The following is a 15,527-nucleotide window of genomic DNA, read 5'->3' as shown; positions in this document are numbered from 1 at the left end:
GGGTGGTGGCGACTGAGCCACCCTGGCACGTTCACAGGTTATGGGGTTACAGAGTAGCAAGGAACATAAAGTGAACGGAATGACCACCGCTGCCGTATGTTCCCCTCACCCTAACCCTCTCCCCAAAGGGGCGAGGGGATTGTTCAGTGCTCGCAATAATTTGTGGGGATTCCTCAACCCACGGGGAGAGGGAGAAAACAACGCTTTACTCACGACGCCGCGATAAACAGATCCCGCAGCTGATGAAGCTGGTCGCGGATCTGCGCCGCCTCTTCGAACTCCAGGTTCTGCGCGTGCTGCATCATCTGTCCTTCCAGCTCGTGAATTTTCTGCTGCAGCGCTTTTGGCGTCAGCACGACGGTATCTTCTTCCACCACTGAACGCGCCTTGCCGCGGCCTTTCGCTTTGGTTTTGGCGATGTTCTGACCCAGCGCCAGAATATCCACCACCTTCTTGTTCAGCCCCTGCGGGGTAATGCCGTGTTCTTCATTGTAGCGCTGCTGTTTCTCACGGCGGCGCTCCGTCTCACCAATCGCTTTCGCCATCGACGGGGTAATTTTGTCACCGTACAGAATCGCTTTACCGTTGACGTTACGCGCGGCGCGGCCAATGGTCTGAATCAGCGAACGCTCGGAACGCAGGAAGCCCTCTTTGTCCGCATCCAGAATCGCCACCAGCGAGACCTCAGGCATATCAAGACCTTCTCGCAGCAGGTTAATCCCTACCAGCACGTCAAACTCACCGAGACGCAGGTCGCGGATAATCTCCATGCGCTCCACGGTATCGATATCCGAGTGCAGATAACGCACCTTCTCGCCGTGCTCTTCGAGATACTCGGTCAGGTCTTCCGCCATGCGCTTGGTGAGCGTGGTCACCAGCACGCGCTCGTTGATGGCGGAACGGGCGCGGATCTCAGAGAGCAGGTCGTCCACCTGCGTGGCCACCGGACGCACCTCGATAACCGGATCCAGCAGCCCGGTCGGACGTACCACCTGGTCAACCACCTCATCGCCCGATTTTTCCAGCTCATAGTTGCCCGGCGTGGCCGAGACGTAGATGGTTTGCGGTGCCAGCGCCTCAAACTCTTCAAACTTCATCGGACGGTTATCCAGCGCTGACGGCAGGCGGAAACCATACTCCACCAGCGTCTCCTTACGCGCCCGGTCGCCACGGTACATCCCGCCGATCTGCGGGATCGTGACGTGGGATTCATCGATCACCAGCAAACCGTCGGCCGGAAGGTAATCAAACAGCGTCGGCGGTGGCTCGCCCGGCCCGCGCCCGGAGAGGAAGCGGGAGTAGTTTTCGATGCCGGAGCAGTAGCCCAGCTCGTTCATCATCTCCAGGTCGAACTGGGTACGCTGACTCAGGCGCTGCTCTTCCAGCAGCTTATTGTTCGCCAGCAGCACCTTACGGCGCTCGGCCAGCTCCACTTTGATCTCTTCCATCGCCTGCACGATACGCTCGCGCGGCGTCACGTAGTGCGTTTTCGGGTAGATGGTGAAGCGCTGGATCACCGACTCAACGTGTCCGGTCAGCGGGTCGAAGAGCGACAGGCGTTCAACCTCTTCGTCAAACAGCTCGACGCGCAGCGCCATATCGTCCGATTCTGCCGGGAAGATGTCGATCACTTCACCGCGCACGCGGAAGGTGCCGCGCTGGAAGGCCTGGTCGTTGCGGGTGTACTGCAGCTCCGCCAGGCGACGCAAAATCGCGCGCTGGTCAATGATCATCCCCTGCGTCAGGTGCAGCATCATCTTGAGATAGAGATCCGGATCGCCCAGACCGTAGATCGCGGAAACCGAGGCCACGACGATCACATCACGACGCTCCAGAAGCGCCTTCGTGGCCGACAGTCGCATCTGCTCGATGTGTTCGTTCACCGAGGCATCTTTCTCAATGAAGGTGTCAGAGCTCGGCACATAGGCTTCAGGCTGGTAGTAATCGTAGTAGGAGACGAAATACTCTACCGCGTTTTCCGGGAAGAACTCTTTCATCTCGCCGTAAAGCTGCGCCGCCAGGGTTTTATTGGGCGCCAGCACCATCGTTGGGCGCTGGAGATCCGCAATCACGTTGGCAATGGTAAATGTTTTACCCGAGCCGGTGACCCCCAGCAGCGTCTGGTGCGCCAGCCCATCCTCCAGTCCTTCTTCCAGACGACGGATCGCCTCAGGCTGATCGCCAGATGGACGGAAAGCAGAATTCAATTTGAACGGTTTACTCATGGGCGACAACCTGATGACATTATAAGCGGCAGGTGAGTAATTTTACTCCTTGTTGCCAGGAATGCCAGTAAAAAACACTGGATGAAAAACCAGTAGCATGTCAGGATATTTAGAGTAGCGCCTGAATGATTAGCGCGATAGCGACCAAAATTTGGACTGTGACAACATAAAACACCAGTCAGGTCAGGTTATCCCCAGAACTTTTTCTTTTTTAACATTTGTCAAGCCAGGTAATGATAGTTTTGTGGCAACCGGTGACACTTTCATGACGGGAATTGCTTTTATCTAAGCAATTAAAAACTAAACGATATTTTCTAAAGCCGCGTTTCGCGTCAATTTGGGCGTAAGCCGCGTCTTCTCTCGCTTATCGCGTGTTTTCTAACTCTAATGCACATGGTTATCCACAGGAATAGTGGATAACTGCTTCCAGCCCATACAGACTGGCGCTCCGCAAATTCCCGGATTTTCCCACGAGACGGCGGCAAAAAATTTTTATAGCTATTTTTTGCTGATTAACAGTTGCGTCATTCATAACCAACCGATGCGATCTTGCTCACATTTTCACCCTTTCGGGCTCTGCACCACAACTCACCACCGCCAGCACCGTCGATGTGCAAGCCCGGTTTTTATCCGCCGCGCTTCTGTGACTTATTCCTAAAAAAGTCGCTTTTTTAACCACTTTCCGCTTTATGGCAGGGGTTTTGCAGATTCATCCACGAGCCACACCTACACACATTTTTAAGGAGAGAAAGATGTTGAGTCTGCGTGCAGTGAATCAGTTTTACGGAAGTCAACATACGCTATGGAATGTGGATTTAGATTTTCCGCAAGGGATGTGTACAGGCGTCGTTGGTCTGCCGGGCATGGGGAAAACCACCCTCATGAATTGCATCGCCGGGAAAGTGCCTGTCGAAAGCGGCAGCATCATCTGGTATGAGGCGGGCGCGCCGCCGCGTGATTTGCTCCACCCGCCGTCAGAACAGCGCTCCGTGCCGGGGATTGGCTATGTCTCGCAGGACAGGCGGATCTTCTCTCAGCTAACGATTGAGGAGAACCTGCATATCGCCATGCGGGCGACGGGGAAACCTAATCCGGAGGCGAAAAATGACGTTTACGACCTGTTTCCGACGCTCTATGGGGTGCGGCAAACCCGCGCCAACACGCTCTCTCCGGACGACCAGTATCAGCTGGCGCTGGCTAATGCGCTGGTAAACCGCCCTCACCTGCTGATCCTGGATGAACCTCTGCACGGCGCGGGGCACAGCGTTGCCCAGAAGCTGGTGCAACTGCTGGGGCGATTAAACCGGGAGCTGGGTATGACGGTGCTGTTAGCGGAGCAGCAGCTGTCGTTTATCCGTCGGGTGGCGGACCGTTTCTGTATGCTCTATCGCGGGCGTAACGTGGCGCAGGGCCACGTTAACGAACTGGATGACGAGCTTATCGCTCACTGGATGTCGCGGGAAGCAAAACGCTGAGATCGAGATAACGTCCGGTTTCGGCATTTTCCGCGCCGTCAGCAAGCCAGGGGATCTCCCCGAGGCACGGGGCGGGCAGGACGCGCCTGAGCGTCGCCAGATACTCCAGGTGTCGTTTACCCGGCGCAACCACGTCGTTGGCTATCCAGCCCGCCAGACGCAGTCCGGCCTGCTGTATGGCCTGCGCGGTCAACATGGCGTGATTGATGCAGCCCAGCTTGACGCCGACGACAAGAATGACCGGAAGCTGCTCGGCCTGCACCCAGTCAGCAAACGTCTGCGTGTCAGAAAGCGGCGTAAACCAGCCGCCAGCCCCTTCTACCAGCACCCAGTCGGCCTGATTTTCCAGCGTCCGCAGTCCGGCAGACAACACAGCGAAATCAATCGGACGACCTTCATCGGCGCTGATAATGTGCGGCGAGGTCGGCTCGGCAAAGGTGTACGGATTCACCGCGGAATAGGCGAGTTCACGCGTGCTGTTACGCTGGAGCGCCAGCGCGTCGGTGTTGCGTAACCCTTCCGCCGTCATCTCGCTGCCGGACGCCACGGGCTTATACCCGGCAGTGTTTTTCCCGAGCAGCCGTGCCGCCTGCAGCAGCGCCGAGCTGGCCACCGTTTTACCCACTTCTGTGTCCGTGCCGGTGACAAAATAACGTTCAGTCACGTTCGATAATCCCATGAAAAAGTTGATAGGAGAGCGGGAATTGACCCCGCTGCTGCGGCCAGGCCAGCTCAAGGCGCTGCAGCTGACCGCGGGTGAGCGGTTTTTTCTCGCGTCCGGTATGCAGGTGCGTGGCGCCTATGCCCTTCAGCGAACGCATGGCGCTGAACGCATCGCTAAAATTGAGCGTGATGGTCTGCACCACGCTGCAAGCGCGCCAGCCTGCTAGCGCCTGCATCACCTGCTCATGCGATAAAAACCGGTTAGCGTGCGGCTGTTCATCCACCGCTTTCCAGGCCTGATTCAGCTCCGGCAGCGAACTTTCCAGCAAGGTGGTAAACGCCACCTTCCCGCCCGGTCGCGCCACGCGATAAAGCTCGCGCAGGGCCTGCGGCAGGCTGCTGCACCACTGAACCGCCAGATGGCTCCAGACCAGATCAAACTGCGCGTCCGCCAGCGGGATCGCCTCGATATCGGCCAGCAGATAACGATCTGCAGCCTGCCGCTGGCGCGCCTCTTCCAGCATCTGTGCTGAGAGATCGATAGCCGTCACCTGGCTTCCCGCCCCGCGCCAGTAGAGGCTGTTGCTGCCGGGACCACAGCCGGCGTCCAGCACCTGGGGAAAACGGTTCTCGCCAAGCGCGGCCAGAAGCCCCTGCGCGCTCAGACGCTGCAGCTCATCATGCTGCGAATAGCTCTGCGCGGCGCGGCCAAATGCGGCCGCGATGGCCTGCTTATTCACCGGCATCATGGAGCGCCTCCAGCAACGTCTCAATATCCTGTCGTTCATGCGCCGCCGTCAGGGTTAAGCGCAGCCGCGCCGTGCCTGGTGGGACGGTGGGCGGGCGGATGGCGGTCACCCACATGCCGCGCTGGCGCAGCGCCTGTGCCAGGGCCAGCGCGCGGGCATTTTCACCGACAATCACCGGCTGGATAGCGCTCTGCGAATCGGTGCTGCGGAAGGGCAGCGTCGCGAGTCCCTGACGGAAGCGGGAGATATGCTCTGCCAGCCGCTGGCGACGCTCATCCCCTTCCGCGCTGCGTATCACCGCCAGCGACGCTGATAGCGCCACGGCCTGCGCCGGAGGCATGCTGGTGCTGTAAATCAGGTGGCGGGCAAACTGCAGCAGGTAGTCGGCGACGGATTCACTGCACAGCACGGCGGCACCGCTAACGCCAAAGCCTTTGCCGAAGGTGACAATCAGCAGTTCCGGCTTCACGTTTTGCTGATACGCGCTCCCGCGCCCTTCGTCGCCCATCACGCCAGTGCCGTGGGCATCGTCGACCAGCAGCCAGGCATGCTGCCGCTTCGCGGCCTCGTGCAGCGCGGCAAGCGGCGCGCTGTCGCCGTCCATGCTGAACACCCCTTCCGTGACCGCCAGCTGTTGTCCTTCGCAGGGTTTATCCAGCAGCGCAGCAAGCTGTCCCGCATCGTTATGGGCAAAACGCCGCAGCTGCGCCGGGCTTAAATTTGCCGCCTCCAGCAGGGAGGCGTGGCTCAGGCGATCGGCGACAATGCGGTCCGCCTTCCCCATCAGGGCCGTGATGACCGCCTGGTTGGCGGCAAAGCCGGAGATAAACAGCAGCGCGCGCGGGTAGCCGAGCCAGTCAGCCAGTTCCTCTTCCAGCGCCTGATGCGCCGTGGTGTATCCGCTGACGTGTCCCGATCCGCCGCTGCCCACGCCAAACCGCTCCGCGCCCTGCTGCCAGGCGCGGATAATGGCCGGATGCTGGCTCAGCCCGAGATAGTCGTTGCTGGAGAAATTGCAGAACCGCTGGTCTTCACGGGTAAGAAAACGACCCGCGCCGTTTTCCACCACCCTGCGAACGCGAAATGCCTCTGCCGCCCGACGGTCGTCGAGCGCAGAGTTGATACGTGCCTGCCAGGTCATACGGCTGCCGCGTTGTAGAACTGGTCGGTGTCGGCATTGAAAATCTGCTGCTCCAGCTGCTGCTGTTGCTCGTTATCGCCCGTCAGCACTTCGGTTTGATGCGGGTTCAGCCCCAGCTTACGGAACAGCTGAACGTCTTTGTCCTCTTCCGGGTTAGGCGTGGTCAGCAGCTTGCAGCCGTAGAAGATGGAGTTGGCCCCGGCCATAAAGCACATCGCCTGGGTCTGCTCGTTCATCTGCTCGCGGCCCGCCGAGAGGCGAACGTAAGACGTTGGCATCATGATGCGCGCCACCGCGATGGTGCGGATAAAATCAAACGCATCCACGTCCTCGTTATCCGCCAGCGGCGTGCCCTTGACCTTCACCAGCATGTTGATCGGCACGCTTTCCGGCGGAGTCGGCAGGTTCGCCAGCTGCAGCAGCAGGCCCGCGCGGTCTTTCACCGTTTCGCCTAAGCCCACGATGCCGCCGGAACAGACCTTGATCCCCGCGTCACGCACTTTATCCAGCGTATCCAGACGCTCCTGGTAGGTACGCGTGGTGATGATATTGCCGTAAAATTCCGGCGAGGTGTCGAGGTTGTGGTTGTAGTAATCCAGCCCCGCGGCCGAGAGGCGCTGCGCCTGCTCTTCGTTGAGCGTACCGAGGGTCATACAGGCTTCGAGGCCCATCTCCTTCACGCCCTTCACCATCTGCTCCAGGTACGGCATGTCGCGATCGTGCGGGTTCTTCCACGCCGCGCCCATGCAGAAGCGGGTTGATCCAGCGTTTTTCGCCTTGCGCGCGGAGTCAAGGACCTGCTCCACTTCCATCAGGCGCTCTGACTCCAGACCGGTTTTGTAGCGCGCGCTCTGCGGGCAATATTTGCAGTCTTCGGGGCAGGCGCCGGTCTTGATCGACAGCAGCGTGCTGACCTGAACATGGCGGGGATCGAAGTGCTGACGATGCACCTGTTGGGCTTCGAACATCAGCTCAAGGAAAGGTTTGTTAAATAATTCAGTAACTTGCGACATCGTCCAGCGTGCGTGGTGAGCCATCGGGCTTCTCCAAAGGGTTTTGTTAATTTTCGGTTCGGTTTATACTCGTAAACCTAAAACTTTTCAAAATGGTTTACAAGTCGATTATGACCCAGGACGATCTCGCCTTCGACAAGCAGCATATCTGGCACCCTTACACCTCCACGACCCGCCCCCTTCCCGTCTATCCGGTGGCCTCCGCCCACGGCTGCGAGCTGCACCTCGCCAGCGGCGAGCGGCTCGTTGACGGGATGTCCTCCTGGTGGGCGGCGATTCACGGGTACAACCACCCGCGCCTGAATGCGGCGATGAAGGCCCAGATTGACCAGATGTCGCACGTGATGTTTGGCGGGATCACCCATCAGCCCGCGGTGGATTTATGCCGACGTCTGGTAGCGATGACGCCTGACTCGCTGGAGTGCGTATTCCTGGCGGATTCCGGCTCCGTGGCGGTGGAAGTGGCGATGAAAATGGCGCTGCAGTACTGGCACGCGAAGGGCGAAGCGCGCCAGCGTTTCCTCACCTTCCGCAACGGCTATCACGGGGATACCTTCGGGGCGATGTCGGTGTGCGATCCGGATAACTCCATGCACAGCCTGTGGAAGGGGTATCTGCCGGAAAACCTGTTCGCCCCTGCGCCGCAGAGCCGCTTCGACGGCGAGTGGAACGAGATGGACATGGTCGGCTTCGCGCGGCTGATGGCGGCACATCGTCACGAAATTGCTGCCGTCATTCTTGAACCGATCGTGCAGGGCGCGGGCGGAATGCGGATGTACCATCCGGAATGGCTGAGGCGTATTCGCAGGATGTGCGACCGCGAGGGCATTCTGCTGATTGCCGATGAGATCGCCACCGGCTTTGGCCGCACCGGCAAGCTGTTTGCCTGCGAACATGCGGGTATCGCCCCGGATATTCTGTGCCTCGGCAAAGCGCTGACCGGCGGCACCATGACGCTCTCCGCCACGCTCACGACCCGCCAGGTCGCCGACACCATCAGCGACAGCGAAGCAGGCTGCTTTATGCACGGCCCGACGTTTATGGGTAACCCGCTGGCCTGCGCCGTGGCGAGTGAAAGCCTTGCGATTCTGGCGAGCGGCGAGTGGCAGACGCAGGTTGCGGCGATTGAGGCGCAGCTGAAAGCGGAACTGAGCGCCGCCTCGGGCGCGAATTTCGTGGCGGACGTGCGCGTGCTGGGCGCCATCGGGGTGATTGAAACCACTCATCCGGTGAATATGGCGGCGCTGCAGCGTTTCTTCGTGGATCAGGGCGTGTGGGTACGGCCTTTCGGCAAGCTTATCTACCTGATGCCGCCGTACAGCATTACGCCGGAGCAGCTGCGTAAATTAACTGATGCGGTCGTAACAGCCGTTAACATTCCCGCGCATTTCACGATTTAACCCTATGCATTACACTTGCTGAACGAGCGATCAACGAGGGTAAACCGTATGAAAATCATCAGTAAAGATCTGCGCGACGGTGAAAAACTGCCGGAACGTCACGTTTTTAACGGCATGGGTTATCAGGGAGACAATATCTCCCCGCACCTGGCGTGGGATGAGGTTCCGGCAGGCACCAAAAGCTTTGTCGTGACCTGCTACGACCCGGATGCGCCAACTGGCTCCGGCTGGTGGCACTGGATTGTGGCGAACCTGCCTGCCGACACGCGCGTACTACCGCAGGGTTCCGGTTCAGACCTGGTTGCCCTGCCTGAAGGTGCCATTCAGACGCGCACTGACTTTGGTAAAGCGGGCTACGGCGGCGCGGCGCCGCCAAAAGGGGAAACCCACCGCTATATCTTCACGGTGCACGCGCTGGATGTGGAGAAGATTGAGGTCGATGAAGGCGCGAGCGGCGCAATGGTCGGGTTTAACGTGCATTTCCATTCCCTTGGGAGCGCATCGATTACAGCGATGTATTCCTGAAAAAAGCCGGGGGGCGGCAACGCCTTACCCGGCCTGGATTTCGCATTCGTAGGCCCGGTAAGCGCAGCGCCACCGGGCAAAAATCACAGCACTGAAGGTAGCAGTCCTAACAGCCGCCCTTCTTCCAGAAGCTGCATCGCCTTATCAATATCCGGGGCAAAGAAGCGGTCGTCATCGTAATGCGTGACGTGCTCGCGCAGCACCTGACGCGCCTGCTCCAGCAGCGGGCTGGATTTGAGCCCCTCACGCAGATCGATACCCTGACTTGCCGCCAGCCATTCCACCGCCAGCACGCCGCGGGTGTTGGAGGCCATTTCCCAGAGACGACGCCCGGCAGCCGGTGCCATCGAAACGTGATCTTCCTGATTCGCCGAGGTTGGCAGGCTGTCCACGCTGTGCGGATGCGACAGCGCCTTGTTCTCGCTTGCCAGCGCTGCGGCCGTCACCTGAGCAATCATAAAGCCCGAGTTGACGCCGCCGTTACGCACCAGGAACGGTGGCAGCTGGGACATGTGTTTATCCATCATCAGCGCGATGCGGCGCTCGGACAACGCGCCGACTTCGGCAATCGCCAGCGCGATATTATCCGCCGCCATTGCCACAGGCTCGGCGTGGAAGTTACCGCCGGAGACCACCTCGTTTTCCTGAGCGAACACCAGCGGGTTATCGGACACCGCGTTGGCCTCCACCAGCAGCACCTCCGCCGCCTGGCGCAGCTGCGTCAGGCACGCGCCCATCACCTGCGGCTGGCAGCGCAGGGAATACGGATCCTGCACCTTTTCACAGTTGTGGTGTGAATCCGCGATCTCGCTGGTGTCGGTAAGCACGTGACGGTACATCGCGGCAGCATCAATCTGCCCACGCTGACCGCGCACCGCGTGGATGCGGGCATCGAACGGGCGACGCGAGCCCAGCACCGCTTCGGTGGTCAGCGCACCGCACACCACCGCCGAGGCAAACAGATCTTCCGCTTCAAACAGGCCGCGCAGCGCGAAGGCGGTCGACGCCTGGGTGCCGTTCAGCAGCGCCAGCCCCTCTTTCGCCGCCAGCGTGATCGGCGTTAAGCCAGCCTTTTTCAGCGCCTCTTTCGCCGGAAGCCACTCCCCCTGCCAGCGCGCTTTGCCTTCATCCAGCAGCAGCAGCGACATGTGCGCCAGCGGTGCGAGATCGCCGGAGGCCCCGACGGAACCCTTCGCCGGGATCCACGGATAGACCTCCGCATTAACCAGCGCCATCAGCGCCTGGATCACGCTCAGGCGGATGCCGGAGAAACCGCGCGCCAGGCTGTTGATTTTGAGCACCATCATCAGACGGACAATCTCATCGTCAAGCGGCTGGCCGACGCCCGCCGCATGCGACAGCACCAGCGAACGCTGCAGGTTTTCCAGATCGTGCGTCGCGATGCGGGTCTGCGCCAGCAGCCCAAAGCCGGTATTAATCCCGTAAGCCGTGCGCCCTTCGGCAACGATGGCTTCAACGCAGGCCACGCTGTCGTTAATGGCGGCGTGGGCGCTTTCATCCAGCGAAAGGGTGACCGGCTGACGCCAGACGTTACGCAGCTGTTTGAGCGTCAGTGAGCCGGGAGTGAGGGTTAATGCGTTCATTCATGCTTTCCTTGTGTGGCAGGGATCATCGGCAGGTTAAGGCCCTGCTCTTTGGCACAGTCAATGGCAATCTCGTAACCCGCATCCGCGTGACGCATCACGCCGGTGGCCGGGTCGTTATGGAGCACGCGAGCGATACGCGCGGCGGCTTCATCCGTTCCGTCACAGACAATAACCATCCCGGAATGCTGGGAGAAGCCCATCCCCACGCCACCGCCGTGGTGCAGCGACACCCAGGTCGCGCCGCTGGCGGTATTCAGCAGGGCGTTCAGCAATGGCCAGTCGGACACCGCATCCGAGCCGTCGCGCATGGCTTCCGTTTCACGGTTCGGGCTGGCAACGGAGCCGGAGTCCAGGTGGTCGCGGCCAATCACAATCGGTGCGGAAACTTCACCGCTGCGCACCATTTCGTTAAAGGCGAGGCCGAGTTTTTGACGCCACTCCAGCCCTACCCAGCAGATACGCGCTGGCAGCCCCTGGAAGTTAATGCGCTCGCGGGCCATGTCCAGCCAGTGGTGCAGGTGTTCGTCATCGGCGACGATCTCCTTCACTTTAGCGTCGGTTTTGTAGATGTCCTCCGGGTCACCGGACAGGGCAACCCAGCGGAACGGCCCGATGCCGCGGCAGAACAGCGGGCGGATATAGGCCGGGACGAAGCCGGGGAAGTCGAAGGCGTTATTCACGCCCATCTCTTTCGCCATCTGGCGAATGTTGTTGCCGTAATCAAAGGTCGGAATACCCATCTGGCTGAAGGCCAGCATGGCGGAGACGTGTTCCGCCATGGAGCGTTTCGCGGCAAGCACCGTGCCTTCCGGATCGGTTTCCGCTTTTTGCTGGTAGGCTTCCCACGTCCAGCCTTTTGGCAGGTAACCGTGCAACGGGTCATGGGCGCTGGTCTGGTCGGTGACCAGATCCGGACGCACGCCGCGGGCGACGAGTTCAGGAAGAATATCTGCCGCGTTGCCGCACAGAGCAATCGACACAGCTTTGCCTTCGGACGTGTATTTTTTGATGCGCGCCAGCGCATCGTCCAGGCTGGTAGCCTGCTCATCGACGTAACGGGTGCGCAGACGGAAATCAATGCGGCTCTGCTGGCACTCAATGTTCAAAGAGCACGCGCCGGCCAGCGTGGCGGCCAGCGGTTGCGCGCCGCCCATGCCGCCCAGACCGGCGGTCAATACCCAGCGGCCTTTCAGCGAGCCGTTGTAGTGCTGGCGACCGGCTTCCACGAAGGTTTCGTAGGTGCCCTGCACGATCCCCTGGCTGCCGATGTAGATCCAGCTCCCGGCGGTCATCTGGCCATACATCGCCAGCCCTTTCGCGTCCAGTTCGTTGAAGTGTTCCCACGTTGCCCAGTGCGGCACGAGGTTAGAGTTGGCAATCAGCACGCGCGGGGCGTTTTTGTGCGTTTTAAACACGCCCACCGGCTTGCCGGACTGCACCAGCAGGGTTTCGTCGTGTTCGAGTTCGGTCAGGGATTTTACAATTGCGTCATAGCATTCCCAGTTGCGCGCGGCGCGGCCTATGCCGCCGTAAACCACCAGCTCGTGGGGGTTCTCCGCTACCTCAGGATCAAGGTTGTTCATCAACATGCGCAGCGGGGCTTCGGTGAGCCAGCTTTTGGCGGTAAGGGTGGTGCCGCGCGCGGCGCGGACGTCCTGCTGGCGGTATTTACCTGACGACATTGTGTGCTCCTATACGGGACAGATGATGCATTTAGATATACTTGTATAGACAAGCACACACAAGGTCGGATTTAACAAAAAAGATACAATTTTATTATATTGCGTTAGCGATCACGCTTATAAAACTTATGACATAAAGTGGCCCTGCAGCCGGTAACGGTTACCCGGGAAAAGCAGCCGGGCATGCGACACAATGTGCGACGAGGACCAGGTTCGACGGCGGATCAGCAGGCACGGGTCGTGCTCTTTAATGCGCAGCCGCTCGCACTCCTGCGGCGTGGCGCGCACGGCTTCCACAATGTGCTCCCCTTCCGTCAGCGGTGCGACAAGCGACAGATAGGCATGCGGCGTGGTGTGGGTGTAATCCTGGTTCAGATAGTCCGGTATCCGTTCGGCGTTAACGCAGCGATCTTCAATCTGCACCGGAATGTCGTTTTCGAAATGCACCATCACGGAGTGGAAGATGCGGCTTCCCTCTTTGACATTCAGCTCTACCGCCTGCTCGGCGCTGGCCTGGGTCTCTTCGAGCACCAGCACCTCACAGCGGTGCTGATGATTACGCGCGGCAATTTCGTCCGCAATACTGCGGATTTCAAACAGGGCGGATTGCCCTTTCGGTTCCGCCACAAACGTCCCGACGCCCTGCAGGCGCACCAGAAGCCCTTCGTCGGTCAGCTCGCGCAGCGCCCGGTTGACGGTCATCCGGCTAAAACCAAACTGTGCCACCAGTTCGGCCTCCGAGGGAATGCGGTCGTGCGGCCGCCAGACGCCGGTGGCGATTTTTTCGCTGATCGCCTGCTTCACCTTTTCGTAGAAAGGTGCGGGAGAGCTCGACTGCGGCAGGGGTGAGCGTGAAAACATCGTGACTCCTTGAATAGTGTTATGCCCACCAGTGAGCAATTTGCCAGGCCAGGCGGGCGGCGAGCTTAGCGCCCTGCCCGTCCCGATCGTACTGCGGATTAAACTCTACCAGATCGGCGGCCTGGAGCTTACCGCTACGGCAGATATGTTCGATGACGGGGAGGAGATCCAGTGCCGGAATGCCTAACGCAGCCGGAGCGGAAACGGCAGGCATCTCGCTGGCGGGCAGCACGTCCAGATCGATCGTCAGGTAAACGCGATCGGCCTGCGCCAGCACACTTTCCAGCGCAGACAGTGCATCGCGCCTGAAATGGAGATCTTCCACCAGCGTGACGTTCAGGCGTTCAGCCTCATCCCACAGCGCCTGCGTGTTTGCCGCCCGGCTCACGCCAAAGCAGGCGTACTGAAATGCCCGCCCGCGCTCATCGCAGTAGTGCGCCAGCTGGCGAAACGGCGTGCCGGACGTCGCCCGCTCGGCCTTGCGCAGATCGAGATGGGCATCAAGGTTGATGATGACAACCCGCTCGTTCGGGAAGGCGTCCAGCACGCCGCGACCGTGCGCCCACGCGGTTTCGTGTCCGCCGCCAAAGACCAGCGTGCGCATCCCGGAGCGCTGGCAGGCTGTCACGGCATCGCTTAACGTCTGCTGCGCCGCCTCAAGCTCGTCACCTTCAACGTAGACCGACCCCATATCCGCCAGCCGATCGTGTCCCTGATGGCTTGCCATATTCGCCAGCGCCTTTCGCAGCATATCAGGCGCCTGCACGGCGCCGGGCCTGCCCTGATTGCGTTTTACCCCTGCATCACATTCAAAACCTATCAGCGCAATGCCGGATGATAGCGGCGTGAACGCTCCCTGCTGCCGTATCGTCTGGAAAATGCGCGTTGCGTTGCTGGCCTCAGCGCTGTCGTCGCGCCCCTGCCAGACCGTTTCGGCTACGGGCCGCCATAACCTCATACTGCCTCCCCACGGAAAACACGTTGATACAGCGGATTGCGTCCCGGCTCGTAGACCATCTCTACCGGATGGTATGCATCCCAGACGATGAAATCAGCGACAAACCCGGCCCTGAGCTGTCCGTGGGTTGCGCCGCGGCCCAGCGCCTGCGCGGCATGCCGCGTGACGCCAGCCCAGGCCTCTTCAGGCGTCAGGCCAAACTGGACGCAGGCCATGTTCATCGCCAGATGCAGGCTCGCAAACGGGCTGGTACCGGGGTTATAGTCGGTGGCGACCGCCATCGGCACGCCCTGTTTTCTGAGCTGTTCAACCGGCGGACGCTGGCGCTCCTGCAGAAAATAGAACGCGCCCGGCAACAGGACCGCAACAGTGCCGCTTTGCGCCATCGCCTGAACGCCTGCGTCGTCAAGATATTCGATATGATCGGCGGAGAGTCCCTTATACCGGCTGACCAGCGCCGCACCGCCCTGATTCGACAGCTGCTCGACATGCCCTTTCACCGGGATACCGAGCGCGGTTGCCGCCTTAAAGAGGCGCTCGGTTTGCGACGGGGTAAAGCCGACGTTTTCGCAGAACACGTCTACTGATTCGTATAACTCTTTTTGCCACAGCGTGGGCAATATCTGCTCACAGACCAGCGTGAGGTACGCATCCGGATCCTGTCGGTATTCCGGCGGAACCGCATGAGCCGCCAGCAGCGTTGGGCTGATATCAACCGGATTATTGAGGCTCAGCTGGCGCGCAACCTGCAGCATCTTCTCTTCGGCCTCGGCGTTGAGACCGTATCCGGATTTGATTTCAACCGTGGTGACACCTTCATTCATCAGACGCTGAAGCCGCTGCTGCGCCAGCTTAAGCAGGGTTTCGGGTGAGCTGCTGCGCGTCGCCGTCACGGTAGCGTTAATCCCGCCCCCCTGAGCGCTGATGGTTTGATAAGAGACACCGTTCAGACGCTGCTCCCACTCCGCCGCGCGATCGCCGCCAAACACCAGGTGGGTATGGCAGTCAATCAGGCCCGGCGTGACCAGACGTCCCTGAAGATCGACACAGTGACGGTGCCCGGCCGGAATGTCAGATTCAGGGATCACGGCCAGAAGGGTGTGGCCGCGTACGACCAGGGCGTGTTGCTCTTTAAGTCCATAGGGCGCACAGACGTCCGGTGCCATCGTAGCCAGTCGCGCATTTCGCCATATCACATCGTCGGGATGAATCTGCTGCATGGGCATTC

13 protein-coding genes are annotated in these 15,527 nt (G+C 60.2%); 3 read left to right on the top strand and 10 right to left on the bottom strand.

The genetic code is table 11. The annotated features are described in order from the left end of the window. Positions 1-209: 209 nt before the first annotated feature. A complete protein-coding gene (gene uvrB / locus ACMWJS_RS19025) occupies positions 210-2,225 on the bottom strand; it encodes an excinuclease ABC subunit UvrB (protein WP_045909484.1) in 2,016 nt (671 codons plus the stop codon). A gap of 752 nt (positions 2,226-2,977) precedes the next feature. Here uvrB and ACMWJS_RS19020 point away from each other — a divergent pair. Next, complete coding sequence (locus ACMWJS_RS19020) at positions 2,978-3,700, top strand: ABC transporter ATP-binding protein (protein WP_414747419.1); 723 nt, start codon at positions 2,978-2,980, stop codon at positions 3,698-3,700. On the opposite strand, the gene bioD is transcribed toward ACMWJS_RS19020, so the two are convergent. The 4 genes from bioD to bioB are packed head-to-tail and all read right to left on the bottom strand — an operon-like array spanning position 3,663 to position 7,290. Then, entirely contained in the window at positions 3,663-4,364 is a 702-nt protein-coding gene (gene bioD / locus ACMWJS_RS19015) for a dethiobiotin synthase (protein WP_074180315.1), read from the bottom strand. The genes ACMWJS_RS19020 and bioD overlap by 38 nt on opposite strands. Beyond that, positions 4,357-5,112 carry a malonyl-ACP O-methyltransferase BioC gene (gene bioC, locus ACMWJS_RS19010; protein ID WP_414747418.1) on the bottom strand — a complete coding sequence of 252 codons (756 nt, stop codon included), beginning with the start codon at positions 5,110-5,112 and terminating at the stop codon, positions 4,357-4,359. The genes bioD and bioC overlap by 8 nt, the downstream gene beginning before the upstream one ends. Continuing rightward, positions 5,096-6,253: an 8-amino-7-oxononanoate synthase gene (gene bioF / locus ACMWJS_RS19005; RefSeq protein ID WP_414747417.1), complete on the bottom strand. Its 1,158-nt coding sequence runs from the start codon at positions 6,251-6,253 to the stop codon at positions 5,096-5,098. The genes bioC and bioF overlap by 17 nt, the downstream gene beginning before the upstream one ends. Then, complete coding sequence (gene bioB / locus ACMWJS_RS19000) at positions 6,250-7,290, bottom strand: biotin synthase BioB (protein WP_008501133.1); 1,041 nt, start codon at positions 7,288-7,290, stop codon at positions 6,250-6,252. Before bioB ends, bioF begins: the two co-directional genes overlap by 4 nt. 86 nt (positions 7,291-7,376) lie before the next feature. On the opposite strand from bioB, the gene bioA reads away from it, so the two are divergent. Together bioA and ACMWJS_RS18990 are read left to right on the top strand one after the other, a co-directional pair. Continuing rightward, positions 7,377-8,666 (top strand): adenosylmethionine--8-amino-7-oxononanoate transaminase, encoded by a 1,290-nt coding sequence (bioA, locus tag ACMWJS_RS18995; protein WP_414747416.1) that lies wholly within the window; start codon positions 7,377-7,379, stop codon positions 8,664-8,666. A gap of 48 nt (positions 8,667-8,714) precedes the next feature. Beyond that, positions 8,715-9,191: a kinase inhibitor gene (locus ACMWJS_RS18990; protein ID WP_008501131.1), complete on the top strand. Its 477-nt coding sequence runs from the start codon at positions 8,715-8,717 to the stop codon at positions 9,189-9,191. Between the two features lie 83 nt (positions 9,192-9,274). On the opposite strand, the gene hutH is transcribed toward ACMWJS_RS18990, so the two are convergent. From hutH to hutI, 5 genes are all read right to left on the bottom strand, one after another. Further along, complete coding sequence (gene hutH / locus ACMWJS_RS18985; RefSeq protein WP_414747415.1) at positions 9,275-10,795, bottom strand: histidine ammonia-lyase; 1,521 nt, start codon at positions 10,793-10,795, stop codon at positions 9,275-9,277. Next, entirely contained in the window at positions 10,792-12,480 is a 1,689-nt protein-coding gene (gene hutU, locus ACMWJS_RS18980; RefSeq protein ID WP_234081570.1) for a urocanate hydratase, read from the bottom strand. Before hutU ends, hutH begins: the two co-directional genes overlap by 4 nt. 126 nt (positions 12,481-12,606) lie before the next feature. Next, a complete protein-coding gene (locus ACMWJS_RS18975) occupies positions 12,607-13,341 on the bottom strand; it encodes a histidine utilization repressor (RefSeq protein ID WP_111967050.1) in 735 nt (244 codons plus the stop codon). 19 nt (positions 13,342-13,360) lie between these two features. After that, positions 13,361-14,299 carry a formimidoylglutamase gene (gene hutG / locus ACMWJS_RS18970; RefSeq protein WP_048222112.1) on the bottom strand — a complete coding sequence of 313 codons (939 nt, stop codon included), beginning with the start codon at positions 14,297-14,299 and terminating at the stop codon, positions 13,361-13,363. Next, positions 14,296-15,519 carry an imidazolonepropionase gene (gene hutI / locus ACMWJS_RS18965; RefSeq protein WP_414747414.1) on the bottom strand — a complete coding sequence of 408 codons (1,224 nt, stop codon included), beginning with the start codon at positions 15,517-15,519 and terminating at the stop codon, positions 14,296-14,298. The genes hutG and hutI overlap by 4 nt, the downstream gene beginning before the upstream one ends. Between the last annotated feature and the right edge of the window lie 8 nt (positions 15,520-15,527).

The organism is Enterobacter sp. HK-058-C-ECC (genome assembly GCF_047531125.1).
GTDB classification, from domain to species: domain Bacteria; phylum Pseudomonadota; class Gammaproteobacteria; order Enterobacterales; family Enterobacteriaceae; genus Enterobacter; species Enterobacter quasiroggenkampii.
This window is presented reverse-complemented; position numbering and strand designations above follow the sequence as displayed.